Source organism: Agromyces sp. NPDC057679, assembly GCF_042799635.1.
Taxonomy (GTDB): domain Bacteria; phylum Actinomycetota; class Actinomycetes; order Actinomycetales; family Microbacteriaceae; genus Agromyces.
Genome location: NZ_JBHVIK010000002.1, coordinates 508,900 through 531,062, shown reverse-complemented (window position 1 = coordinate 531,062; position 22,163 = coordinate 508,900). Strand labels below are relative to the sequence as shown.

Below are 22,163 nucleotides of genomic sequence, written 5' to 3'. Positions count from 1 at the left end.
CGGAATACGTTCGCCGAGGCATCCGTTATGATTAGTTGTGCTTACAACCAATGGGGCGCCCGAGGGCGCCGGACTCCTCGCGGCCGACACCGGCATGGGTGAGGTGACGCTGCGCGTCGCCGATCTCGACGGCATGATCCGCTACTACCGCGACGGCGTGACGCTCGAGCTGCTGAGCCACGACGGCCCCGTCGCCGTGCTCGGGCGCGGCACGACGCCGATCGTGATCCTGCAGCACGCACCCGAGCTGAAGCACGCGTCGCCGCGTGATGCGGGGCTCTTCCACACCGCGATCCTCTTCGACACCCGCGAGGCGCTCGCGACCGCGATCGCCTCGGTCGCGACCCGCTACCCCGGCACCTTCACCGGCAGCGCCGACCACCTCGTGAGCGAGGCCTTCTACTTCACCGACCCCGAAGGCAACGGCGTCGAGCTGTACTTCGACCGCGACCGCTCGACGTGGAGCTGGGTGCACGGCACCGTCGAGATGGCGACCATCTACCTCGACCCCAACGGCTACCTGCGCGACCACCTCGGCGACGCCGGCACGGCCGCCGTCGCCAGCGGCGCGAAGCTCGGCGACGCGGTGGTCGGGCACGTGCACCTCTCGGTCGGCGACGTCGCGAGCGCCCGCGAGTTCTACGTCGAGCGACTCGGCTTCGAGACGACCGCCGAGATGGGCGACCAGGCGCTCTTCGTCTCGGCCGGCGGCTACCACCACCACATGGCGATGAACACGTGGAACAGCCGCGGCGCCGGCCGCCGCGGGCTCGCGCTCGGCCTCGGCAAGGTCGAGATCGTCGTTCCGACCGCCGACGACCTCGGCGACCTCGGCGAGCGCATGGCGCACTACGGGGTCGGTGCCCGCGACGACGGCCGCACCCTCGCGTTCGACGACCCGTGGGCGAACCTCGTCGAGGTGCGCACAGCCGAATGAGCGCTGCCGGCCGATAGGCTGCCGCGATGAGCTTCACCCTGACTTCGATCCGCCGCTACCCCGTCAAGGCGATGGGCGGCGAGGCGCTGACCGAGGTGCAGCTCGATGCGCGCGGGCTCACGGGCGACCGCGGCTTCGCCGTGGCCGACGAGGACGGCAGGTTCGCCTCGGGCAAGAACACCCGGCGGTTCCGTCGGCGCGACGCGGTCTTCGAGTACTCGGCCTCGACGACGGCGGACGGCTCGGTGCAGGTGCAGCGCGGCGACCACGGGCTCTGGCTCGTCGGCGACGACGAACTCGACGCCGACCTCACCGAGCGCATGGGCGCGAGCGTCCGCATCATCCCCGAGGGCGACGTCTCGCTGCAGGACGGCGGGCAGGTCTCCATCATCGGCACGGCGTCGCTCGCGTGGTGCGCCGAGCACTTCGGCATCGACGCCGACCCCCGACGGCTGCGTGTCAATCTCGTCGTCGAGACCGACGAGCCGTTCATCGAGGAGACGTGGCTCGGCGGCACCATCACCGTCGGCGACACCCGGCTCGAACTCGTCGAACGCATCGAACGGTGCCGCACCGTCGACGTCGCCCAGGACGGTACGGCGGCCGAGGGCCGCCTGCTGAAGCCGCTCACCAAGGCGCGCGACATGTCGCTCGCCGTCTACGCCGACGTCGTCGAGCCCGGCGTCATCCGTGTCGGCGACCGGGTCTCGCGGGGCTGATTCGCCGATCGATCTGGGAAATCTGGAACCAAGACGGGCATTCCGGACATATTCCTTACAGAGGCCGTACCCGACGGCCCCTGCGAGGGAGCCCGACATGCACCATGACCGGAGCGACGTACGAGCGGTGGTCGTGTCGCCGCGCCGCCTGATGCGCATCGCGCTCTCGAACCTGCTGCGGGCGCAGGGCATCAGCTCGGTCGGCGAGGCCGCCGGGTACACCGAGGCGATCATCGCCGCCGACGCCGACCGGGCGCAGCTCGTCGTCGTCGACCTCGAACTCTCGACCGAACACGGCGCGGGCTTCCTGCGCGAACTCCGGGCGACGGGCGGCAACCCGCGGGTGCTCGCCCTGCATCGCGGGGCCGCTCCCGGCGAGACCGGTCGTGACCGCGGCGTCCTGCTGCTCGACCCCGACGCCGCGCCGGCTGAGCTCGCGAACGCCGTGCAGGCCCTCTGCACCGGCCGGGGCGCGCATCGACTGCCGTGCCTCACCCCGCGGCAGATCGAGGTGCTCGGGCTCGTGGCGCGGGGGTACTCGAACGACGAGATCCGGCGCGAGCTCGTCATCAGCCTGCCGACCGTCAAGCAGCACGTGCGCGACATCTTCGCCCGGCTCGGGGCCAGCTCGAGGCTCGAGGCGGTGAACCGGGCCCGCGCCAGCGGGGTGGTCGTGTAGCGGCCCGGCGAACTGCGCCTCACCGAGGGCCGGGCTTCGGCCCCTTCGCGTGCGACATGTCGTGGAAGGCCGCGAAACCCTGACCCGGTCCGGGCATCGGCGTCGTGCCGGGCCCGGCTCGGAGCCCGTCGAGCACGATGGTCAGCTGGCGGCGCCAGAACGGCAGGTACTCGCCGCCGTACTGGCCGAGCGAGCCGAGCATGTCGACGAGGATGCTGAGGTCGACCGCCGTGACGTCGTCGCGCAGGGCGCCCTCGGCCTGGGCGCGCTCGATCATGCCGTTGACCAGCGGCTCGAACTCGATGCCCGGCCGGTGCGACGGATCGAGCTCGGCGACTCTCCGCATGACGGCGGGCAGGTACGGCGAGTCGGCGACCCAGCCGCCGAGCCGCTCGATGTAGAGCTCGACCGACCGCCACCCCGTCTCGGCGCCGAGGATCTCGGGGGCGAGGTCGTGCAGCTCGGCGACCGCGGAGTCGTAGATCTCGCGCACGAGCGCATCACGGTTCGGGAAATGCCGGTACACCGTGCCGGCGCCGACCCCCGCGCGCGCGGCGAGCTCGTCGAGCGGCGCGTCGATGCCGCGCTCGCCGAAGAGCTTCCGCGCTTCGCGGAGCAGTTTCTCGTGATTGCGCCGCGCATCACGGCGCGACGACACCGACGACGTCATCGCTTCACTGTACGCGGAATCATCGCGTATGATTCGGAGAGTCGCCTCCGTTTACCCGAAGCGGATCGACGTTCCTTCGGGGGAAGAAGGATCGCGGCGCGACGGGCACGAGCCGGTTCGACCGGGGCGGGGGCGCCCGTCGCGTCGGTCCCCCCGTGCGACGCCGGCGGAACGACCGCGCGTGGTTAGGCTTGAGCCGTGACTGAACACGAGGGCGGCGACGCCGGCATCGAAGCCAACACCCGCACCATCGAGGCATCCGTCGTCACCGACTTCAGCGATCGCATGAGCTACGGCGGCTATCTCGACCTGCCGACCCTGCTCAGCGCGCAGCGCCCGATCTCGCGACCCGAGCACCACGACGAGCTGCTGTTCATCATCCAGCACCAGACGACCGAGCTCTGGCTGAAGCTCGTGCTGCACGAGCTCGAGACGGCCCGCGACCTGCTGCGCGCCGACGAGCTCGGCCAGGCGCTGAAGTGCATCGCCCGGGTCAAGCACATCCAGAAGACGCTCACCGAGCAGTGGTCGGTGCTCGCGACGCTGACGCCCGCCGAGTACGCGCAGTTCCGCGGGGTGCTCGGCAATGCGAGCGGGTTCCAGTCGTACCAGTACCGCGCGGTCGAGTTCGTGCTCGGCAACAAGAACGCGAAGATGCTGCAGATCTTCGAGGCGGATGCCACGGCCACGGCCCTGCTGCGCCACGCCCTCGAGTCGCCGAGCCTCTACGACGAGTTCCTGCGGCTGCTCGCTCGAGCCGGCTACCCGATCCCGGCCTCCGTGCTCGAGCGCGACGTGACCCTCGCGTGGACCTTCACTCCCGAGCTCGTGCCCGTGTTCGCGCAGATCTACGGCGACACCGCCGAGAACTGGTCGGCGTACGAGACGTGCGAGGAGCTCGTCGACCTCGAGGACAACTTCCAGCTCTGGCGCTTCCGCCACCTGAAGACGGTCGAGCGCATCATCGGCTCGAAGACGGGCACCGGCGGGTCGAGCGGGGCGCCGTTCCTCAAGCGGGCGCTCGAGCTGACCTTCTTCCCCGAGCTGTACGCGGTGCGCACCGAGATCCCGGGCTGAGATGAGCGCCGCCCCGCACGACCTCGACCTCGGCCCGCTCGCGCGCCGAGCACGGCGATCGCTGAACGGCGACCACGCCGGCGAGGTCGGCGTGGTGCTGCCGCCCTTCATCGACCACCACGTGCACCTGATGCTCGTCGGCGCCGAGTCGCTCGCGGGCGGCGACCTCGCGGGGGTCGTCGACCTCGGCGCGCCGCCCGAGTTCGTCGCGCATGCCGCCGAGCGCGAGGGCCTCCCCCGCATCGCCCACGCCGGCGCATTCGTCACCGCCCGAGGCGGTTACCCGAGCGGGCGACCGTGGGCGGCAGCCGGAAGTGTGCGCGAGGTCGAGCGGGAGCCCGCCCCGGCCGCCGGCCCAGCCGCCGACACGCACCGCGCGCTGCCCGGCCCCGTCGCCGCAGCGGTGCAGGAGCAGCTCGCGTTCGGGGCATCCCTCATCAAGACCACCCTGCACGCCGATCACGGGCCGGTGCTCGACCGCGACGCGCTCGACGAACTCGTCGCCGAGGCGCACGCCGCAAGCCTGCCGGTCGTCGCGCACGTCGAGGGCGCCGGCATGGCCGCGCTCGCGATCGACGCCGGCGTCGATGCGCTCGCGCACACCCCGTTCACCGAGCGGATCGACGACGCGCTCATCGCGCGGGCCGTCGCGGCGGGGCAGGTCTGGATCTCGACGCTCTGGATCAACGGCTACGGCGCCGGCGGCGCGGAGTTCGACTGCGCCGTCGACAACCTGCGACGCTTCCGCGCCGCAGGCGGGCGAGTGGTCTACGGCACCGACCTCGGCAACGGCGAGCGCGAGCCGGGCACCGGACTCGGCGTGCACGCCGCCGAGCTCGCCGCACTCGTCGAGGCCGGCCTCGGGGCATCCGACCTCATCGCGGCCCTGACCGACCCGTGGCCGCTCGCCGCGCGCGACGACTGGGCTCTCGACGGCGTCGCGAGCTTCGTGCCCGGCGAACCTCCGACCGCCGACGAATCCCTGCCCGACTGGCTCGCGCACGCGCGGGTCGTGCCCGACGACGACCTGGAGCTGTTGTGACCCTCGACCCGAACCTCGCCTTCGCCCGCCGCATGGACCGCGCCGACGGGCTCGCCCACTACCGCAAGCGCTTCGCCGGTGCCGACACCGACCTCGTCTACTTCGACGGCAACTCGCTCGGCCGGCCGCCCGTGTCGGCGATCGAGCGGGTCGAACGGTTCCTCCGGGAGGACTGGGGCGGGCGCCTCATCCGCGGCTGGGACGAATCGTGGCTGCAGCTGCCCACCGAGATCGGCGACCGCATCGGGCGCGCGGTCATCGAGGCGAAGGCCGGCCAGACGATCATCGGCGACTCGACGACGGTGCTGCTCTACAAGCTCGCCCGCGCCGCCGTCGACGCGCAGCTCGCGCGCGACCCCGCGCGCCGCGAGATCGTGATCGACACCGACAACTTCCCGACCGACCGCTACATCGTCGACGGCATCGCCCGCGAGAAGGGCATGCGCCTGCGCTGGATCGACGTCGACACCTCGTCCGGCGTCACGCCCGAGCAGCTCGCCGAGGCCGTCGGCCCCGAGACGGCGCTCGTCGTGGTCTCGCACGTGGCCTACCGTTCGGCGTACCTCGCCGACGCCCCCGAGCTCACCCGCATCGCGCACGACGCCGGCGCGCTCATCCTCTGGGATCTCTGCCACTCGGCCGGCTCGGTCGAGGTGAAGGCCGACGCCTGGGGCTTCGACCTCGCCGTCGGCTGCACGTACAAGTACCTCAACGGCGGCCCCGGCTCGCCCGCGTTCGCCTACGTGCGCGACGACCTGCAGGGCGTGCTCGAGCAGCCGATCCAGGGCTGGTGGGGCACGAAGGACATGTTCACGATGGGGCCCGAGTACCAGCCGGTGCCCGACATCCGCCGGTTCATCAGCGGCACGGCGCCCATCGTCGGGATGCTCGCGATGGAGGAGACCCTCGCGATGATCGAAGAGGCCGGGATGCCGGCGCTGCGAACGAAGTCGGTCGCCCTGACCGAGTTCGCGATCGCCCTCGCCGACGAGTGGCTCGCCCCGCTCGGCGTGACGCTCGCCTCGCCCGCCGACGCCGAGGAGCGAGGCGGCCACGTCACCCTGCACCACGACGCGATGCGCGAGGTCACCGCCCGGCTCTGGCAGCGCGACGTCATCCCCGACTACCGCGACCCGGGGGGCCTCCGCATCGGCCTCTCACCGCTGTCGACGAGCTTCGAAGAGGTGCACCGCGGGCTCGATCTCACGCGCGAGGTGCTCCGCGAGGTGCTCACCGAGCGGGCGGGGCTGGCGTAGGTTCTCGCGAGCCGACGCCGACCCGCTGCCGGGCTACTCGGTCGGCTGTCGAGCGGCGTCGGCCGCGGCATCCCCGCTCGTCGAATCGGCGGCGGCCGCCGGTGCCGAGCCGCCCGCGCCCCATGCGACCGTGACCTTCGGCTTGGCGAAGAAGAGCACGACGATCGCGCCGGCCGCGAAGCCGATGACGGGCAGCAGCATCGACTGCGACATGGCCGCGGTGAAGCCGTCGAGGATCTGCGGCGGCATGCCGCCGGACCCGCCGCCGGCCTGTTCGGCGGCGCTCGTGTCGATGCCGGGCAGCTCGGCGGTCAGGCGGGCGTTCATGAGCGCGGCGATCGCCGCCGAGCCGAGCACCGAGCCCACCTGGCGGGTCATGTTGTAGACGCCTGAGCCCGCGCCGGCCTGCGACTGCGGCAGGTTGCGCGTCGCCGAGGAGGCGAGCGGCGCCCAGACGCCCGAGAGGCCGAGGCCGAGCAGCCCCGAGGGGATGAGCAGCACCCAGAGCTCGGTGTCGGGCCGGAGCAGCGTCGCCGTCCAGGCGAGGGCGGCGGCCGTGATCGCGAACCCGGTGACGGCGATCCACTTGGGGTCGACCCGGTCGACCAGCCGGCCGACGATCGGCGCCATCGCTCCCGTGACGACCGCCATCGGGATGAGCATGAGCGCCGCCTGCGTCGGCGTCAGTCCGCGGGCGACCTGGTAGTAGAACGCGAGAGGCAGGGGCATCGACACGATCGCGAGGCCCACGAAGGTGATCGCGACGTTCGACAGCGAGAAGTTGCGGTCGCGGAAGAGTCCGAGCGGCAGCAGCGGCTCGGCCGTGTTGAACGCCTGCCAGACCACGAACCCGGCGAGCACGACGAGGCCCGTGCCGATGACGCCCCAGACCGTGATCGGGCCGGTGATCGTGCCCCAGTCGTACGTCTCGCCCTCCTGGATGCCGAACACCACGAGGAACATGCCGACGGCGCTGAGCACGACGCCGAGCCAGTCGAAGCGGTGCGAGTGGGTCTCGAGGTTCGGCACGAGGCGCCACGCGGCGATGAAGGCGACGACGCCGACGGGCAGGTTGACGAAGAAGATCCACTCCCAGCCGAGCGAGTCGACGAGCACGCCGCCGAGGATCGGGCCGACGAGGGTCGCGACGCCCGCGACGGCGCCCCAGAGCCCCATCGCCTTGCCGCGCTGGTTCGGCGGGAAGATGCGGGTGATCACGGCCATCGTCTGCGGCGTCATGAGCGCAGCGCCGAGCCCCTGCAGGGCGCGCGCCGCGATGAGCATGGTGATGTCGTCGGACAGGCCGCACCAGAGCGAGGCCAGCGTGAAGACCACGAGGCCGATCATGTAGACGCGCTTCGGGCCGAAGCGGTCGCCGAGGCGCCCGGTGATGAGCAGCGGCACGGCGTACGCGAGCAGGTAGGCGCTCGTGACCCAGATCACCGCCGTGAGGTCGGTGTCGAGATCGTCGAGGATGGCGGGGTTGGCGATCGACACGATCGTCGAGTCGACGAGGATCATGAAGAATCCGATGACGAGCGCCCACAGGGCGGGCCAGGGCTTCAGGGTGCGTTCCATGGGTGGAACCTTCCGGTCGGTGGGGGCGGTCGCCCCGGTCAATGGGCGGATGCCTCGGGCCAGGCGAGTTCGCCCGACCGGAGGTCGCCGATGGTCTGTTCGAGCCACGTCGCCTCGGCGACGAGCAGCGTGCGGGTGTAGTGGACGTTGAGGATGAACGCGGTCGGGAGGCCACGGGCGGCGATCTTCTCGAGCGCCCCGTCGATGAAGCCGAGCAGCTCGCGGATCGAGGCGAGCCGCTCGCCGAGCAGCTCGGCGACCTCGGCGGCGGGCAGGTGGTGCGCCTCGCCGATGGCGACGGGGAACTCGGGGTACTCGTTGACGTAGCGCCGGAGCATCCCCGCGATCGTGGAACGCAACTGCTCGCGCCCGTCGTCGGTGATCGCGTACACGGTGCGCTCGGGGCGGTTGCCGTGACGCTCGACGGCCACCTCGGCGATGAGGCCGTCGGCGGCGAAGCGCTCGACGGCCCGGTAGAGCGAGCCGGGCGAGACCTTGACGACCTTGTCCTCCGAGCGCTCGAGCATGAGCTGGTACATCTCGTAGGCGTGCATGTCGCGTTCGGCGAGCAGCGCGAGCACCGAGACGCCGAGGGGCGAGAGCGTGGCCATGTCGATCCCTCCGAGGCATCCCGAACTATTCCGCCCGGAATAATACGTCCGGAATATCCGGGCCGCAACCCGCTCGCCGCCGACACCGCTCATCGGCGATAGCAAGCGATTCGGCCTGGGGCAACCCCTCGCCCGATTCAGGGCGCTCGCCGCCCGCGAGCGTACGATGGCGCAACATCTCGCGAAAGGAGCCCCCATGTCGGGCACCGAGAGCAACCTCGACGAGGCGGTCGTCGCCGCCCGACGCGCAGCGGAACGCGCCGCCGATCGCGCCGAAGACCTGGCCGACGACCTCGCCGACGAGGCGGGTGAGCACCTCGACGACCTGAGCGACCGGGTCGAGGATGCCGCCGACGCGGTCGGCGGGGTCCTCCGCGACGCGCGCGAGACCGCGGCCGACGCCGTCGAGTCCATCACCGCCCAGGCGGGCGCCGCAGCCGGCGAAGCACGCGAAGCGCTCGACGACGGGGTCGCGTACGTCAGCGCGCGGTACCGCGAGCACCCCGCCGTCGTCATCGCGATCGCCGCGGCCGCCGTCGTCGGCGTCTGCCTCGTCATCAGGGCGCTCACGCGGCGCTGAGCCCCACGGATGCCCCGCCGCACCGCTCGCGGCGGGGCGCATGCGGCACACCGCGTCGTGCGAGTCGCCCCTACATCGCGGCGGCGTGCGAGTCGGATGCGTGCCGCCGTCCACCGAGCACGATCGCGAGGATGACCGCGAGCGCGAGCCCGAACTCGAACACGGCGGAGAGCCACAGCTCGGGCGCCGTGATCACGAGCGAGACGCCGAGCACGAGGTGCATCGCGGAGATCGTCAGGATGATCGCGCGACCCGCGACCTCCTGGGAGCGATGCACGAGGACGAGTGCCACGACGATGGCGAGGCCCATGAGCATGTTGTAGACGCCGACGTTGCGCGTCCACAGCGCGACGGCCTCGTACTCGTCGGCCTCGATGAGGAAGATGGGATACAGCTCGGGGCTGCGGAAGAAGAACGATTCGAGCACGCCGACGGTGATGAGCGTCAGCGCCTCGAGGGCGGCGAGTACTTGCGCGACGGGTTTCATGTGCGGATCCTCGTCGCCCCCGGCGCCGGCCGCATCGAGGCCTTCCCCGCCCCCGGGGGTGCGGACAGCCCGCAACCGGAAGGCAGTCGACCGCAGGCTAGAATCGAGGCATCCACACCCTCGACACCGGACGGAGAACCGCGGTGCCCACCATCGTCGTCGACGTGATGCCCAAGGCCGAACTGCTCGACCCCCAGGGGAAGGCCGTCGCCGGCGCCCTCAGCCGCACCGGCCACACCGCGTTCAGCGGCGTGCGCATCGGCAAGCGATTCGAACTCACCGTCGACGGGCCCGTCGACGACGCGCTCCGCGCGAACGTGCAGCAGATCGCGGAGGAGATCCTCTCGAACCAGGTCATCGAGGACGTCGTGGGCATCCACTACGAGGTGACCAACGCCGAACTCGCCGAAGAGGCCTCCTCGGCCGCGTCGGTCGCGGGCGACGGCTTCGGCGCCCCCGCCGGCGAGACCCACTGAGCCCCGGGAGCGATCGCATGCGCATCGGCGTCATCACCTTCCCCGGCTCGCTCGACGACCGCGACGCGCAGCGCGCGGTGCGACTCGCGGGCGGCGAGCCCGTCGCCCTCTGGCACGGCTCGCACGACCTCGAGGGCGTCGACGCGCTCATCCTGCCCGGCGGGTTCAGCTACGGCGACTACCTGCGCTGCGGCGCCATCGCCTCGCTCTCGCCGATCATGACCGAGGTCGTCGCGGCCGCGAACGCCGGCATGCCGGTGCTCGGCATCTGCAACGGCTTCCAGATGCTGACCGAGGCGGGCCTGCTCGAAGGCGGGCTCATCCGCAACGACCACGGCTCGTTCATCTGCCGCGACCAGGTGCTCACCGTCGAGAACACCTCGACCGCGTGGACCGCCGAGTTCGAGGCCGGCCAGCAGATCACGATCCCGCTGAAGAACGGCGAGGGCGGGTTCATCGCCTCCGACGAGACGCTCGACCGCCTCGAGGGCGAGGGTCGCGTGGTGTTCCGCTACGTCGACGTGAACCCGAACGGGTCGCTTCGCGACATCGCCGGCATCTCGAACGCCCGCGGCAACGTCGTCGGCCTCATGCCGCACCCCGAGCACGCGGTCGAGCCCGGCTTCGGCCCCGACACCGCGGCCGCGATGCGGTCGGGCGTCGACGGACTCGGCTTCTTCACGAGCGTCGTGAAGCGGGCACTCGTCGAGGCGTGAGCTGACATGACCGACTCGGTCACGGCACCCGCGGCGGACACCGGTCCGCCGCGTGCGTCGCGACCGGCGCCGCCCGTGAAGTCGGCGAGCCGCGCGTTCGAGCTCATCGACTTCATCGCCGAGCGCGGCTCGGCCTCATTCGTCGAGATCGTCGACGACCTCGGCCTGCCCCGTTCGAGCGCCCACGGCCTGCTGCAGACGCTCGTCGGCTCGGGATGGCTCGCACAGCGCCACGACAGCAAGCGATACACGCTCGGGCTGCACGCCTGGCAGGTCGGCCAGCGATACGACGGTCACCACCTGCTGACGGAGTGCGCGAAGCCGATCATGGACGCGCTCGCGATCGAGACGGGCGAGACAGTGCAGTTGGCCCGCCTCGACGGCGTCGAGAACGTCTACATCGCGATCAGCCCGTCGCCGCACCCGATGCGACTCGCCTCGACCGTCGGCATGCGCCTGCACGCCCACGCGACCGGCATCGGCAAGGTGCTGCTGGCCTCGATCGATCCGGCCGACGCCGAGCAGCGACTCCACTCGGTCGCCCTGCCGCGGCTGACCGAGCGCACCGTCACCGATGTGCCCGAGCTCATGAAGCTCATCGAGCACGCGCGCTACACGGGCTTCGCGGTCGACGACGAGGAGTTCATCGCCGACTGCCGCTGCGTGGCGGTGCCGATCACCTCCGAGCACGACACCGGCATCGTGTCGGCGCTCAGCATCACCATGCCGAAGAGCCGCACCGACGAGGGCTGGCCGTACTCGCTGTACGCCCCGCTCGACCGTGCCGCGCGGGCGATCCGCGAGGCGATGGGCCTTGCCGCGGGCTGATCCGTCCTCAGCGACTTGGCAGACGGCCCGGTCTGTGCCACAATGCCCTGCGTTCAGCCCCATGAACGCCAGTTCACATATGTGAACCTGCTTTTCCCCGGACTGATCAATGGAGATGCACATGTCCCTCGCCAGTACGGCCGAGACCGCCCCGAACCTCGCCGCGGTCGTTCGCAAGGCCACACTCCGGCTCATCCCGATCCTGCTGCTGATGTACATCCTCGCGTTCCTCGACCGCGCGAACCTCGGCTTCGCCAAGGTCGCCTTCCAGGCCGACACCGGGATCTCGGATGCCGCGTACGCGCTCGGGGCGGGGATCTTCTTCCTCGGCTACGCCGCGTTCGAGATTCCGAGCAACCTCATCATGCGACGGGTCGGGGCGAAGATCTGGCTGGCCCGAATCATGGTCAGCTGGGGCATCGTCTCGGCACTCATGATGTTCGCGACCGAGGAGTGGATCTTCTACCTGCTCCGCGTGCTGCTCGGCATCACGGAGGCGGGCTTCTTCCCCGGCGTCATCCTGTTCCTCACGTACTGGATCCCGCTCGAGTTCCGCGGCCGGGTGAACGGGCTCTTCTACTTCGGCGCCCCGCTCGCGTTCATCTTCGGCGGTCCCCTCTCCGGCATGCTCCTCGACCTCGACGGCCTCGGCGGCCTCGCCGGTTGGCAGATCATGTTCCTCGTGACGGGCGCCCTCACCGTCGTCGTCGGCATCATCGCGTTCTTCTACCTCGACAACGGCCCGCGCGACGCCAAATGGCTCACCGAGCCCGAGCGGGCGCTCCTCGTCGCCGCGATCGACTCGGAGGACGAGGCGAAGGCCGACCACTCCCCCCGCGGCGCCCTCCGGGCCCTCGCCGACCCGAAGATCCTCTATTTCGCGGCGATCTACTTCGCGATCCAGATGAGCGTCTACGGCATCACCTTCTACCTGCCCACGCAGATCGCCGAGCTCGTCGGCAGCGACGTCGGCCTCGGCGTCGGGCTCCTGACGGCCGTGCCGTGGGGCTTCGCGCTCCTCGTGACCTTCGTGCTCTCGCGCCTCGCCGACCGCACGGGCCAGCGTCGCCTCATCGCCGCGTCCGCGCTGTTCGCCGCCGCCATCGGCATCGTCCTCTCGGGCGTCATCGAGAACCCGATCCTCGGCCTCGCATCGCTCTCGCTCGGCGCGGCGGGCTTCATCGCCGTGCAGCCCGTCTTCTGGACGCTGCCGACCTCGTTCGTGGTCGGCGCCGCCGCCGCATCCGGCATCGCCCTCATCAACTCGCTCGGCAGCCTCGGCGGCTTCGTCGCGCCGATCGCGAAGACCTGGGCGGAAGGCGCCTTCGGGCCCGCCGCCGGGCTGACGCTCCTCGCCGTCATCGCCGCCGTCGGCGCCCTGCTGATCTTCCTCAGCAAGTGGTTCGTGCCCGCGATCAAGGCGACCGACGGCGACAAGCGCGTCAGCGAGCGCCTGCTCGCCGAGCACAGCGCCTGAGCGGAACGGCGCACCGGATGCCCCAGACGAACACACCCACACGAGAAAGCACCACCCACATGCGAGCACTGGTCCTCCACGACATCGGCGAACTGCGCGTCGAAGACCGGCCGGCCCCGGCGCCCGGGGAGGGCGAGGTCCTCATCCGGATCGTGGCGACGGGCATCTGCGGTTCCGACGTGCACGGCTACACGGGCGAGAACGGCCGGCGCTTCCCCGGGCAGATCATGGGGCACGAGTCGGTCGGGCGGATCGCCGAGCTGGGCCGCGGCACCGAGTCGTTCGGCCTGGCCGTCGGCCGGCCGGTGACCTTCAACCCGGTCGTCGTCCCGGTCGAGGACGCCGCGACGTACGCGGGCCGCGAGCAGCACAACCCGCGCAAGTACGTCATCGGGGTCGCACCCGAGCACGACGCCTCGTTCGCGGAGTACGTGATCGTGCCGGCGCGCAACGTCGTCGCGCTCGACGACGCCATGCCGATCGAGTACGGCGCGCTCATCGAGCCGATCGCCGTCGCCCTCCACGCCGTACGGCGGGTGCGGTCGGACGGCGATCGACGTGCACTCGTCGTCGGCGGTGGTCCGATCGGGCAGTCGGTGGTGCTGGCGCTCAAGCTCGAGGGCATCGAGCAGGTGTACGTCAGCGAGGTCGACCCGGCCCGGCGCGCACTCTGCGAGCGACTCGGCGCCGCGGTCGTCGACCCCACGGCCGAGTCGGTCACCGACCGCGTCATGGCCGATGGAGGGCTTGTCGACGTGGCGCTCGACGCGGTCGGCATCACCCCCACCCTCACCGACGCGCTCAACGCGACGGCCTTCGGCGGCAGGGTCTGCCTCGTCGGCATGGGCTCGCCCGAGATCGGGTTCCCGGCGTTCCGCGTGAGCACCGAGGAGCGCAGCATCATCGGCAGCTTCACCTACGCCGCGCAGGACTTCGTCGACGCGGCGGCATACGTCGCCCGCGGCGACGCCGAGATCGGCGAGCTCATCAGCCGGGAGGTCACCCCCGAGGAGGCGGACGCCGCGTTCGCCGCCCTCGCCGAGGGCGACGGCACCCCGGGAAAGGTGCTCGTGCGCTTCGACCGCTGAGGCGGCGGCGCGCGAGACACGACGACACGGTTCGAAAGGCAGAGAGATGACCCGAGAGCGAATCATCACCCAGGTGCGCGCGTACACCCTCCGGGGCGGCGGCGCCGACTACCACGACCAGGCCCGCGGGCACTGGATCGACGACCACATCGCGACCCCGATGTCGGTCTACCCCGAGTACCGCGAATCGCGGCAGAGCTTCGGCATCAACGTCCTCGGCACGCTCGTGGTCGAGATCGAGGCCGATGACGGCACCGTCGGCTTCTCGGTGACGACGGCGGGCGAGCTCGGCGCGTTCATCGTCGAGAAGCACCTCGCGCGCTTCCTCGAGGGGTCGAAGGTCACCGACATCGAGCGCATCTGGGACCAGATGTACAAGTCGACCGTCTTCTACGGCCGTCGAGGCGTCGTGCTCAATGCGATCAGCGGCGTCGACCTGGCGCTCTACGACCTGCTGGGCCGGATCCGGCAGGAGCCGGTCTTCGCGCTGCTCGGGGGCCCCGTGCGCGACGAGCTCGTGTTCTACGCGACGGGCGCCCGCCCCGACCGTGCGAAGGAGCTCGGATTCATCGGCGGCAAGATGCCGCTGCACCACGGCCCCGCCGAGGGCGAGGAGGGCCTTCGCAAGAACCTCGAGATGCTGCGGGACATGCGCGAGAAGGTCGGCGACGACTTCTGGCTCATGCTCGACTGCTGGATGTCGCTCGACCTCGACTACGCCACGAGGCTCGCCCACGGGGCATCCGAATACGGCCTGAAGTGGATCGAGGAGGCACTGCTGCCCGACGACTACTGGGGGTACGCCGAGCTCCGCAGGCGCGTGCCCGCGAACATGCTCGTCACGACCGGCGAGCACGAGGCGACCCGCTGGGGCTTCCGCCAGCTGCTCGAGATGGGCGCAGCCGACATCATCCAGCCCGATGTGGGATGGTGCGGCGGCATCACCGAACTCATCAAGATCTCGGCGCTCGCCGACGCACACGGGGCCATGATGATCCCCCACGGATCGTCGGTGTACTCGTACCACTTCGTGGTGACGCGCACGAACAGCCCGTTCTCGGAGTTCCTCATGATGCACGAGACCGCCGAGGAGGTCGTGCCGATGTTCTCGCCGATGCTGCTCGGCGAGCCCGTGCCGGTCAACGGCCGCCTCCGGGTGCCCGAGACCCCCGGCTTCGGCGTCGAGCTCAATCCCGAGCTCGAGAAGTTCCGCCCGTACACGCACTGAGCGCGCCCCACCCGACCCCACACGCCCGCACCACACCCCTCCAGGAGCACCCATGGAACTCATGCGCCTCGGCGAGCCCGGTTCGGAGGCGCCCGTCGTCCGGCACGACGGCCGCTTCCACCGGCTCGACACCCTGACCCGCGACATCGACGGGGCGTTCCTCGCCGCCGACGGCATCGCCCGCACCCGTGCCGCACTCGCGGCCGGCGAGCTGCCCGAGTTCGAGGGCGCCGAATCGCTGCGCATCGGCGCCCCGATCGCCAGGCCGACCGCGGTGCTCTGCATCGGGCAGAACTACGCGGCCCACGCCGCCGAGTCGGGCGACGCCCCGCCGACGGTGCCGATCCTCTTCTACAAGCACCCGAACACGGTCGTCGGCCCGTTCGACGAGGTCGCGGTCCCCCCGGGTGCGGAGAAGGTCGACTGGGAGATCGAGCTCGGCGTCGTGATCGGCCGGCGGGCGAGGTACCTCGCCTCGCCCGACGAGGCGCTCGACCACGTCGCCGGCTTCGTGACGAGCAACGACGTCTCGGAGCGCGAGTTCCAGGTCGCCCGTTCGGGCGGCCAGTGGTCGAAGGGCAAGAGCAGCGAGACGTTCAACCCGCTCGGCCCGGCGCTCGTGCCCGCCGACGAGGTCGACCCGCAGCGCCTCCGTCTCTGGTCGACGGTGAACGGCGAGCCCCGCCAGGACTCGAACACGGCCGACATGATCTTCAGCGTGGCCGAGATCGTCCACCATCTCTCGCAGTACCTCGTGCTCGAGCCGGGCGACCTCATCAACACGGGCACGCCGCAGGGGGTGGCCCTGTCGGGCCGCTTCCCCTACCTCTCGGCCGGCGACGTCATGGAGGTCGGCATCGAGGGCCTCGGCGCGCAGCGCCAGCGCCTGGTGCCCGCTCGCGTCTGACGGCGGGCGGGCCGGGGCCGGCGGATCGCGTTCACTCCCCGGCCCGCCCGAACACGTCGGTGAGGTCGCGAACGCGACCGCACCGGCTGCTCGCGAACACGACCGGCGCGGCGAGCCCGATTCCGGCGAGCGCCAGCAGCGCCGCGTCGGTGCCCCAGACGGTCGCCAGGACACCGCCGAGCAGTCCGCCGAGGGGCAGCGCGCCCCAGGAGACGAAGCGCACGGTCGCGATGACCCGTGGCAGCATGTCGGCGGGCGCGGCCTGCTGCCGGTTCGTGCGCAGCACGACCGAGATCAGCGCGACCGCCGCGGCGAAGACCGGCAGGCCGATCGCGAACCCGGCGACGCCGAACGGCAGCGCGGCGGCGCCCGCGACCGACGCCACGGCTGCCGCGAGGATCACCCGCGACGTGCCCACACGAGCGGCGAGGCGGGTCGAGGCGAGGGCGCCGACGAGCGCGCCGGCGCCGTCGAGCGCGAGCATCGCCCCCACCGCGATCGGCGGCAGCTCGAGGGTGCGCGCGAGGTGGAGGGTGAGGAGCGCCGCCTGCGCCCCGCAGACGAAGTTGACGACGGTGGCGAGCCACATGCCGGGGCCGATCGTGGGATGCCGCACCGTGTAGCCGAGCCCGTCGAGGATCATGCGGCGCATCGGCGCTCGCCGCTCGGCCGGCGCATCGACCTCGGGGAGCCCACGGAGCAGCACGGCCGAGGCGAGGTAGCTGATCGCGTCGACCACGAGCGTCGGCACCGCGCCGATCAGCGCGACGAGCACGCCGGCGACGGGAGCGCCGCCGACCTGGGTGACGGCGAGGCTCGCGGAGGTCACGCTGTTGCGCGACTGCAGGTCGGCGCCGGCCACGACGCGCGGCAGGTACGACTGCGCGGCGACGTCGCCGAGCACCGAGGCGACCCCCACGATGCTCGCCGCAATGACGAGGTGGACGATGCCGAGCATCCCCGCGGCCCAGGCACCGACGACCATCGCGAGCACCGCCGCGCGAACGAGGTCGGCGACGATCTGCGTGCGCCGCAGCGGAAGCCGCTGCACGATCGCTCCGGCGGGCAGGCCGATCACGAGCCACGCCGCCTGCGACGCCACGGTGACGAACGCGACCTCCATCGGGGTCGCCTCGAGCACGAGCACGGCCACGAGACCGAGAGCCACCGCCCCGACCGACGACCCCGCCGCGCTGATCGTCCCCGCCGACCACCATCGCCAGAAGCGCCCGGCGCTCAGGTCGGGGGCGGCCGGAGGCGTCGGCTCGGGGGGCGTTCGGGACGTGGGTTCCTCAGTAAGTTCCATGATGGAACTCACTATACTGAGAGCCGTGCGCTGCGCCACCGGGAGTTCCGGCCTGCGCGCACCGGCCCGCGCGGGCGGGGAGGCCGGAAGGAGACGACGTGCGACGCGATGAACTCGGCGACAGCGGGTGCGGCATCGCGCAGGCGCTCGGCGTGCTCGGCGACTGGCGCACGATCCTCGTGCTCCGAGAGCTCGCGGGCGGCGTCAGCCGGTTCGACGCCCTGCAGGCGGAGCTCGGCCTCAGCCGGCGCGCGCTCGCCGAGCTCCTGCACTCGCTCGTGGCCGACGGCGTCGTCGAACGGCACCCGTACTCCGTGCATCCCCCGCGCGTCGACTACCTGCTGACGCGGAAGGGCGAGGCGGTCGTCCCCGCCCTGCTGGCGCTCCAGGACTGGGGCGACCGTTGGGTGATGGGCGACGGCGAGGGCCCGACCGCCGAGGTGGCCGCGCACGAGCACGACCGCGTCGCCGCCCTCGTGGGCGAGCGGGTGCCCACCGTCGCACTGCCGGGCACCCGGGGCGAGGTCCGGCTTCCGGCGCACGACGCGTGGACGGTCGTGTTCTGCTTCCCCGGTGCATTCGCCCCCGGCGATCCCGGGTACCCGACCGGCTGGGACGCCGTGCCCGGCGCGGCCGGATGCACGCTCGAGGCGAAGGCGTACGAGCGCATCGCGCCCGCCCTGCGCGAGGCGGGCGCCGTCGTCGTCGGGGTGAGCACGCAACGTGCAGACCAGCAGCTCCGATTCGCCGAGCACGCCGGACTCGGCTACCCGCTCGCCGCCGACCCCGACGGGCGCCTCGCCGTCGCCCTCCGCCTGCCGACGTTCCGCGTCGCCGGCGCCGAGCGGTACAAGCGGCAGTCGCTGCTGGTCGACCCCGACGGCGTCGTGCAGGCGGTGCAGGCGCCGATCACCGACCCGGCGGCGTCGGCCGAGCAGATGCTCGAGCGCGTCCGCGAGCTCGCGGCGCTGCGTCCTCCGCGTTCGGCATGATGGTCGGATGCCCCACCAGACGCCGCACGAACTCCAGACCCGCCTCGCCGCCGTCTTCGCCGCGCGCGACCGCGCGAACATGCAGCCCACGATCGAGGCCTTCCTCGAGGTGCTCGCCGAGCATCCCGACGAGCCCGAGGTGCTCTACGAGGTCGGCGGCGCCTACGACACGGCCGGCGAGGAGGCGACCGCTGCCGGCTACTACGAGCGGGCGATGGCGGCGGGCCTCTCGGGCGACGCGCTGCGACGGTGCCTGCTGCAGTACGGCAGCACGCTGCGCAACCTCGGCAGGCTCGACGACTCCCTCGACGTGCTGGAACGTGCGCGCGGCGAGTTCCCCGAGTCCGACTCGCTGAAGGTGTGGCACGCGACGAGCCTGCACGAGGCCGGGCGCAACGACGCCGCCTTCGCGATCATGCTCGAACTCGTCGCCGACCGGATCCGCACCGACGAGCTGCTGCGCTACGAGGCGGCGCTCCGCGGCAATGCCGCGTTCCTCGCCGGGCGCGACGCCCGGCACTGACCCGCGTCGGCATCGCGACGGCGGCCGGCGCACACCGGGCGCACGCACGCGAACGGCGGCCGGTCCCGAGGGACCGGCGAACGGCGGCCGGTCCCGAGGGACCGGCCGCCGCCGGATCATGCGTCGGAGACGCGCTGCGTCAGAAGGACGCCGGGATCACCCCGGAGTCGGTCTGGTACGCGGTCACCGGCGCGTGCGGGATCTCGTCCCAACGGGCCGGGTCCTCCTGCTGCACCTCACCGGTCGCCATGCCGACGAGCAGCTCCTGGAGCGCGAGCACGTTCTGCTTGATCGACTTTCCGCGCGCCTTCTGGCCGAGGCTGCCGTCGCTCGTGTTCCCGCTCGTCTCGAAGAAGATCGCCGGGTTGCTGTGGCCCTCGGGGTTGAGACCGTCGTGGTTCAGCCCGAGCATCATCGCCGAGACGACGCCCCCCTTGATGTCGATCTCGATGCCGCGTCCGACGTCGTAGCGGTCGATGTTGATGAAGCCGTACTTCGAGAGCTCGTCGTAGACGTGCACCTGCATCTGACGGGTGAGCACGTCGTAGGCACCGCCCTGGATGCCCGGCAGCGTCGGACCGCCCGGCGCCAGCGAGACGCCGAGCGAGAGGGTGACCTCGTCGCCGTCGCCGCGCTCGGTCTTGAGTCCCTGGTGGTGGACGTCGACGGCGAACGCCGGGTCGACCATCGTCCAGTACTCGTAGTAGCCCTCCGACTCGGCGGCCTCGAACTTGCCGACGCCCCAGTCGCGGTTGAGGTCGATCCGCTTCTCGGTGCCGTCCTGCAGCACCGTGTGGCGGATGTTCAGCTCGGAGCCGTCGGGGTTGTACATCGGGATGACGTGGAAGGTGTAGCTCTCGCGCAGCAGCTTCCACTCGGGCGAGCCGTTGGTGCCGAGCTCCTTCAGCACGGCGAGGAGCGAGTCGGTGCCGTAGGGCTCGTTGCCGTGGATCCGACCCTGAAGCCAGACGGCCTCGGGCCCGTTGCCCACGGTCGCGACGTAGAGGTCGCGGCCCGTCTCGGAGGTGTTCACCGCCGTGCCCGCCTCGGCGAGCGTGAAGGCGTCGAGCCCGAAGCGCGAGGTCTTCTCGAGCTTCTCGAGTTCGGCCACGAGGTCGGCGTAGTCGAGCATGCTCGAGAGGTTGGTGTTGCCGTTCGGCGACGGGAAGTTCGCGTCGGCGAGGGCGGGGGACCCCGCGGTGAGCGGGGCGGCGAGCGCGAGCGCTGCCGTGGCGGCGAGCGTGATCGTGCGTCGGGTGCGCGGTTGGGACTTCGAGCCGTTGGTCATACTTCTCCTCTTCGAGATGGGCATGGCGCTTCTGCGACACGAATCCGAGGGAGTCGGTGCAACCGCTTCCCCCGAGACGTATGGGCAGCCTATGGAGCGCCGTCACCGCTTCTCAAGAGACGGGCGTCCAGATTGTTCAACGATCTGCACCCGTTCGTCCCTGCTTCGCGCGGGCCCTCCCGCCGGCCCCGGGCAGCCGGTACGCTGGACGGCGCTCAGCGGTACTCGGGGTTCGCCTCGAAGCCGAAATGCTCGCCGCGGTCCCACTCGGAACGGACGTTGCCGCCGACGGGAAAGCCGCCCGCGTCCTTCAGCAGGCGCGCGAGATGCAGCAGGTTGTACGTCATGAACGTCGTGTTGCGGTTGGTGAAGTCGTTCTCGGGCCCGCCCGAACCCGGGTCGAGATAGCTCGGGCCCGGGCCCGCCTCGCCGATCCATCCGGCGTCGGCGCCCGGCGGGATCGAGTAGCCGATGTGCTGCAGGCTGTAGAGGATGTTCTGCGCGCAGTGCTTGATGCCGTCTTCGTTCCCGGTGATGATCGCGCCGCCGACCTTGCCGTAGTAGACGTACTGCCCTTGGTCGTTCACCTCGCCGCTCATCGCGTAGAGCCGCTCGATGAACTTCTTCGTGATCGAGGAGTTGTCGCCGAGCCAGATCGGGCCGCCCACCACGAGGATGTCGGCGGCCGCGACGCGCGGCCAGACCTCGTCGGGCCAGTCGTCGGCGGGCCATCCGTGCTCGCGCATGTCGGGATAGACGCCGGTCGCGACGTCCAGGTCGACGAACCGCAGGTCGTCGACCTGCACCCGGTGCTCGCGCATCAGCGCGACGCTCGCATCGATGAGGCCCTGCGTGTGGCTCACCTCGGGACTTCGCTTCAGCGTGCAGTTGACGAAGAGGGCGCGGAGGTCTGAGAAATCCGGCAGCTCGGCCATGCGCGCGATGGTACTCGCGGCGCGGTCGCGCCGACAGGGGTTGCGGATGCCGCGAGCCCGCCCCGTTGCGTCGTGCGACACCCGATGACGGGGTGTGACCGGGGCGGTTCGCGACGGGGCGGCACCCGACCCTACGCTCCGGACATGACCCTCATCGACGATTCCCCCACGACCGCCGACCTCGCCGCCGAGCGGGCCGCACGCCTCACCGCCGCCGGCACCGCATGGAGCGAGCGCATCGCCTCGGCCCCGAGCTCGGCGCAACTGAGCTACCGGGTGTCGGGCCGGGGCACGGGCTCGGTCGCGACCGAGATCACCGCGGGAAGGCACCGCTTCCTCGTCGACGAGCCCGACGCGCTCGCGGGCGACGACCTCGCTGCGAGCCCCGTCGAGTTCGCGCTCGGCGCCCTGATCTCGTGCCAGGTCGTCGTCTACCGGCTCTACGCGCAGGCGCTCGGCATCGTGCTCGACGACGTCGAGATCGACGCGGAAGGCGACCTCGACGTGCGGAAGCTCTTCGGCATCGACGAGTCGGGTCGTGCCGGATTCTCGGCGGTGCGACTGAACGTGAAGCTGCGCGGGCCCGAATCGGCCGAGCGCTACGCCGAGCTGCAGGCCGCGGTCGACGCGCACTGCCCCGTGCTCGACCTCTTCCAGAACCCGGTGCCGACGACGGTCACGCTGGGCTGATCGCCCCGCGCGCGTCTGCAGGAGATCTGCGCTGAGACGCTCCCTCCGAGCGTGCGAGCCCAGATCTCCTGCG

At 71.4% G+C, this 22,163-nt stretch carries 23 protein-coding genes and 1 pseudogene; 17 read left to right on the top strand and 7 right to left on the bottom strand.

Features of this window, described 5'->3' with window-relative positions; all coding sequences use genetic code 11:
• The first annotated feature begins 94 nt into the window (after positions 1-94).
• The 3 genes from ACFVAJ_RS09380 to ACFVAJ_RS09370 all read left to right on the top strand — a co-directional run bounded on the left by ACFVAJ_RS09380 (position 95) and on the right by ACFVAJ_RS09370 (position 2,335).
• Positions 95-937 carry a VOC family protein gene (locus tag ACFVAJ_RS09380; RefSeq protein WP_376944621.1) on the top strand — a complete coding sequence of 281 codons (843 nt, stop codon included), beginning with the start codon at positions 95-97 and terminating at the stop codon, positions 935-937.
• Positions 938-963: 26 nt separating this feature from the next.
• Positions 964-1,656 carry an MOSC domain-containing protein gene (locus ACFVAJ_RS09375; RefSeq protein WP_376943413.1) on the top strand — a complete coding sequence of 231 codons (693 nt, stop codon included), beginning with the start codon at positions 964-966 and terminating at the stop codon, positions 1,654-1,656.
• A 97-nt stretch (positions 1,657-1,753) separates the two neighbouring features.
• Complete coding sequence (locus ACFVAJ_RS09370) at positions 1,754-2,335, top strand: response regulator transcription factor (protein ID WP_376943411.1); 582 nt, start codon at positions 1,754-1,756, stop codon at positions 2,333-2,335.
• A gap of 19 nt (positions 2,336-2,354) precedes the next feature.
• On the opposite strand, the gene ACFVAJ_RS09365 is transcribed toward ACFVAJ_RS09370, so the two are convergent.
• Positions 2,355-3,005, bottom strand: coding sequence for a TetR/AcrR family transcriptional regulator (locus ACFVAJ_RS09365; protein ID WP_376943409.1), 651 nt, complete (start codon positions 3,003-3,005; stop codon positions 2,355-2,357).
• Between the two features lie 198 nt (positions 3,006-3,203).
• Between ACFVAJ_RS09365 and kynA the strand changes: the two genes are divergently transcribed.
• Genes kynA through ACFVAJ_RS09350 form a run of 3 tightly spaced genes read left to right on the top strand, consistent with a single transcriptional unit; the run spans position 3,204 to position 6,380 of the window.
• Entirely contained in the window at positions 3,204-4,082 is an 879-nt protein-coding gene (gene kynA, locus ACFVAJ_RS09360) for a tryptophan 2,3-dioxygenase (protein ID WP_376943407.1), read from the top strand.
• Between the two features lies 1 nt (position 4,083).
• Positions 4,084-5,124 carry a hypothetical protein gene (locus tag ACFVAJ_RS09355; RefSeq protein WP_376943405.1) on the top strand — a complete coding sequence of 347 codons (1,041 nt, stop codon included), beginning with the start codon at positions 4,084-4,086 and terminating at the stop codon, positions 5,122-5,124.
• 32 nt (positions 5,125-5,156) lie between these two features.
• Positions 5,157-6,380: a kynureninase gene (locus tag ACFVAJ_RS09350; RefSeq protein ID WP_376944619.1), complete on the top strand. Its 1,224-nt coding sequence runs from the start codon at positions 5,157-5,159 to the stop codon at positions 6,378-6,380.
• 33 nt (positions 6,381-6,413) lie between these two features.
• Here the strand turns inward: ACFVAJ_RS09350 and ACFVAJ_RS09345 are convergent, their stop codons facing one another.
• Entirely contained in the window at positions 6,414-7,958 is a 1,545-nt protein-coding gene (locus ACFVAJ_RS09345; protein WP_376943403.1) for a DHA2 family efflux MFS transporter permease subunit, read from the bottom strand.
• 38 nt (positions 7,959-7,996) lie between these two features.
• On the bottom strand, positions 7,997-8,569 hold the full coding sequence (locus tag ACFVAJ_RS09340) for a PadR family transcriptional regulator (RefSeq protein WP_376943401.1): 573 nt from the start codon (positions 8,567-8,569) through the stop codon (positions 7,997-7,999).
• Between the two features lie 196 nt (positions 8,570-8,765).
• On the opposite strand from ACFVAJ_RS09340, the gene ACFVAJ_RS09335 reads away from it, so the two are divergent.
• Positions 8,766-9,149 carry a hypothetical protein gene (locus tag ACFVAJ_RS09335; protein WP_376943399.1) on the top strand — a complete coding sequence of 128 codons (384 nt, stop codon included), beginning with the start codon at positions 8,766-8,768 and terminating at the stop codon, positions 9,147-9,149.
• A gap of 70 nt (positions 9,150-9,219) precedes the next feature.
• Here ACFVAJ_RS09335 and ACFVAJ_RS09330 read toward each other — a convergent pair whose 3' ends face one another.
• Positions 9,220-9,636: a DUF1304 family protein gene (locus tag ACFVAJ_RS09330; RefSeq protein ID WP_376943397.1), complete on the bottom strand. Its 417-nt coding sequence runs from the start codon at positions 9,634-9,636 to the stop codon at positions 9,220-9,222.
• Between the two features lie 143 nt (positions 9,637-9,779).
• Between ACFVAJ_RS09330 and purS the strand changes: the two are divergent.
• From purS to ACFVAJ_RS09295, 7 genes and pseudogenes are all read left to right on the top strand, one after another.
• Positions 9,780-10,013: pseudogene (gene purS, locus ACFVAJ_RS09325) on the top strand (phosphoribosylformylglycinamidine synthase subunit PurS); the annotation flags it as partial.
• 116 nt (positions 10,014-10,129) lie between these two features.
• Positions 10,130-10,828: a phosphoribosylformylglycinamidine synthase subunit PurQ gene (purQ, locus tag ACFVAJ_RS09320; protein WP_376943395.1), complete on the top strand. Its 699-nt coding sequence runs from the start codon at positions 10,130-10,132 to the stop codon at positions 10,826-10,828.
• Positions 10,829-10,834: 6 nt separating this feature from the next.
• Positions 10,835-11,656, top strand: a complete 822-nt coding sequence (locus tag ACFVAJ_RS09315) for an IclR family transcriptional regulator (protein ID WP_376943393.1) — start codon at positions 10,835-10,837, stop codon at positions 11,654-11,656.
• A gap of 121 nt (positions 11,657-11,777) precedes the next feature.
• A complete protein-coding gene (locus tag ACFVAJ_RS09310; RefSeq protein WP_376943390.1) occupies positions 11,778-13,133 on the top strand; it encodes an MFS transporter in 1,356 nt (451 codons plus the stop codon).
• 59 nt (positions 13,134-13,192) lie between these two features.
• Complete coding sequence (locus ACFVAJ_RS09305; protein WP_376943388.1) at positions 13,193-14,221, top strand: zinc-binding dehydrogenase; 1,029 nt, start codon at positions 13,193-13,195, stop codon at positions 14,219-14,221.
• A 46-nt stretch (positions 14,222-14,267) separates the two neighbouring features.
• Positions 14,268-15,449, top strand: a complete 1,182-nt coding sequence (gene rhmD / locus ACFVAJ_RS09300; RefSeq protein ID WP_376943386.1) for an L-rhamnonate dehydratase — start codon at positions 14,268-14,270, stop codon at positions 15,447-15,449.
• 52 nt (positions 15,450-15,501) lie between these two features.
• The gene (locus tag ACFVAJ_RS09295; RefSeq protein ID WP_376943384.1) at positions 15,502-16,356 is read left to right on the top strand and encodes a fumarylacetoacetate hydrolase family protein; all 855 of its coding nucleotides are present in this window, start codon (positions 15,502-15,504) and stop codon (positions 16,354-16,356) included.
• A gap of 31 nt (positions 16,357-16,387) precedes the next feature.
• On the opposite strand, the gene ACFVAJ_RS09290 is transcribed toward ACFVAJ_RS09295, so the two are convergent.
• A complete protein-coding gene (locus ACFVAJ_RS09290) occupies positions 16,388-17,662 on the bottom strand; it encodes an MFS transporter (protein ID WP_376943382.1) in 1,275 nt (424 codons plus the stop codon).
• A gap of 98 nt (positions 17,663-17,760) precedes the next feature.
• Here ACFVAJ_RS09290 and ACFVAJ_RS09285 point away from each other — a divergent pair, with 98 nt between their 5' ends.
• Together ACFVAJ_RS09285 and ACFVAJ_RS09280 are read left to right on the top strand one after the other, a co-directional pair.
• Complete coding sequence (locus ACFVAJ_RS09285; protein WP_376943380.1) at positions 17,761-18,654, top strand: winged helix-turn-helix transcriptional regulator; 894 nt, start codon at positions 17,761-17,763, stop codon at positions 18,652-18,654.
• Positions 18,655-18,661: 7 nt separating this feature from the next.
• A complete protein-coding gene (locus ACFVAJ_RS09280; protein ID WP_376943378.1) occupies positions 18,662-19,177 on the top strand; it encodes a tetratricopeptide repeat protein in 516 nt (171 codons plus the stop codon).
• 139 nt (positions 19,178-19,316) lie between these two features.
• Here ACFVAJ_RS09280 and ACFVAJ_RS09275 read toward each other — a convergent pair whose 3' ends face one another.
• Together ACFVAJ_RS09275 and ACFVAJ_RS09270 are read right to left on the bottom strand one after the other, a co-directional pair.
• Positions 19,317-20,465: a M14 family zinc carboxypeptidase gene (locus tag ACFVAJ_RS09275; protein ID WP_376943376.1), complete on the bottom strand. Its 1,149-nt coding sequence runs from the start codon at positions 20,463-20,465 to the stop codon at positions 19,317-19,319.
• Between the two features lie 215 nt (positions 20,466-20,680).
• On the bottom strand, positions 20,681-21,400 hold the full coding sequence (locus ACFVAJ_RS09270; protein WP_376943374.1) for a flavodoxin family protein: 720 nt from the start codon (positions 21,398-21,400) through the stop codon (positions 20,681-20,683).
• 144 nt (positions 21,401-21,544) lie between these two features.
• Between ACFVAJ_RS09270 and ACFVAJ_RS09265 the strand changes: the two genes are divergently transcribed.
• A complete protein-coding gene (locus ACFVAJ_RS09265) occupies positions 21,545-22,090 on the top strand; it encodes an OsmC family protein (protein WP_376943372.1) in 546 nt (181 codons plus the stop codon).
• Positions 22,091-22,163: the final 73 nt, after the last annotated feature.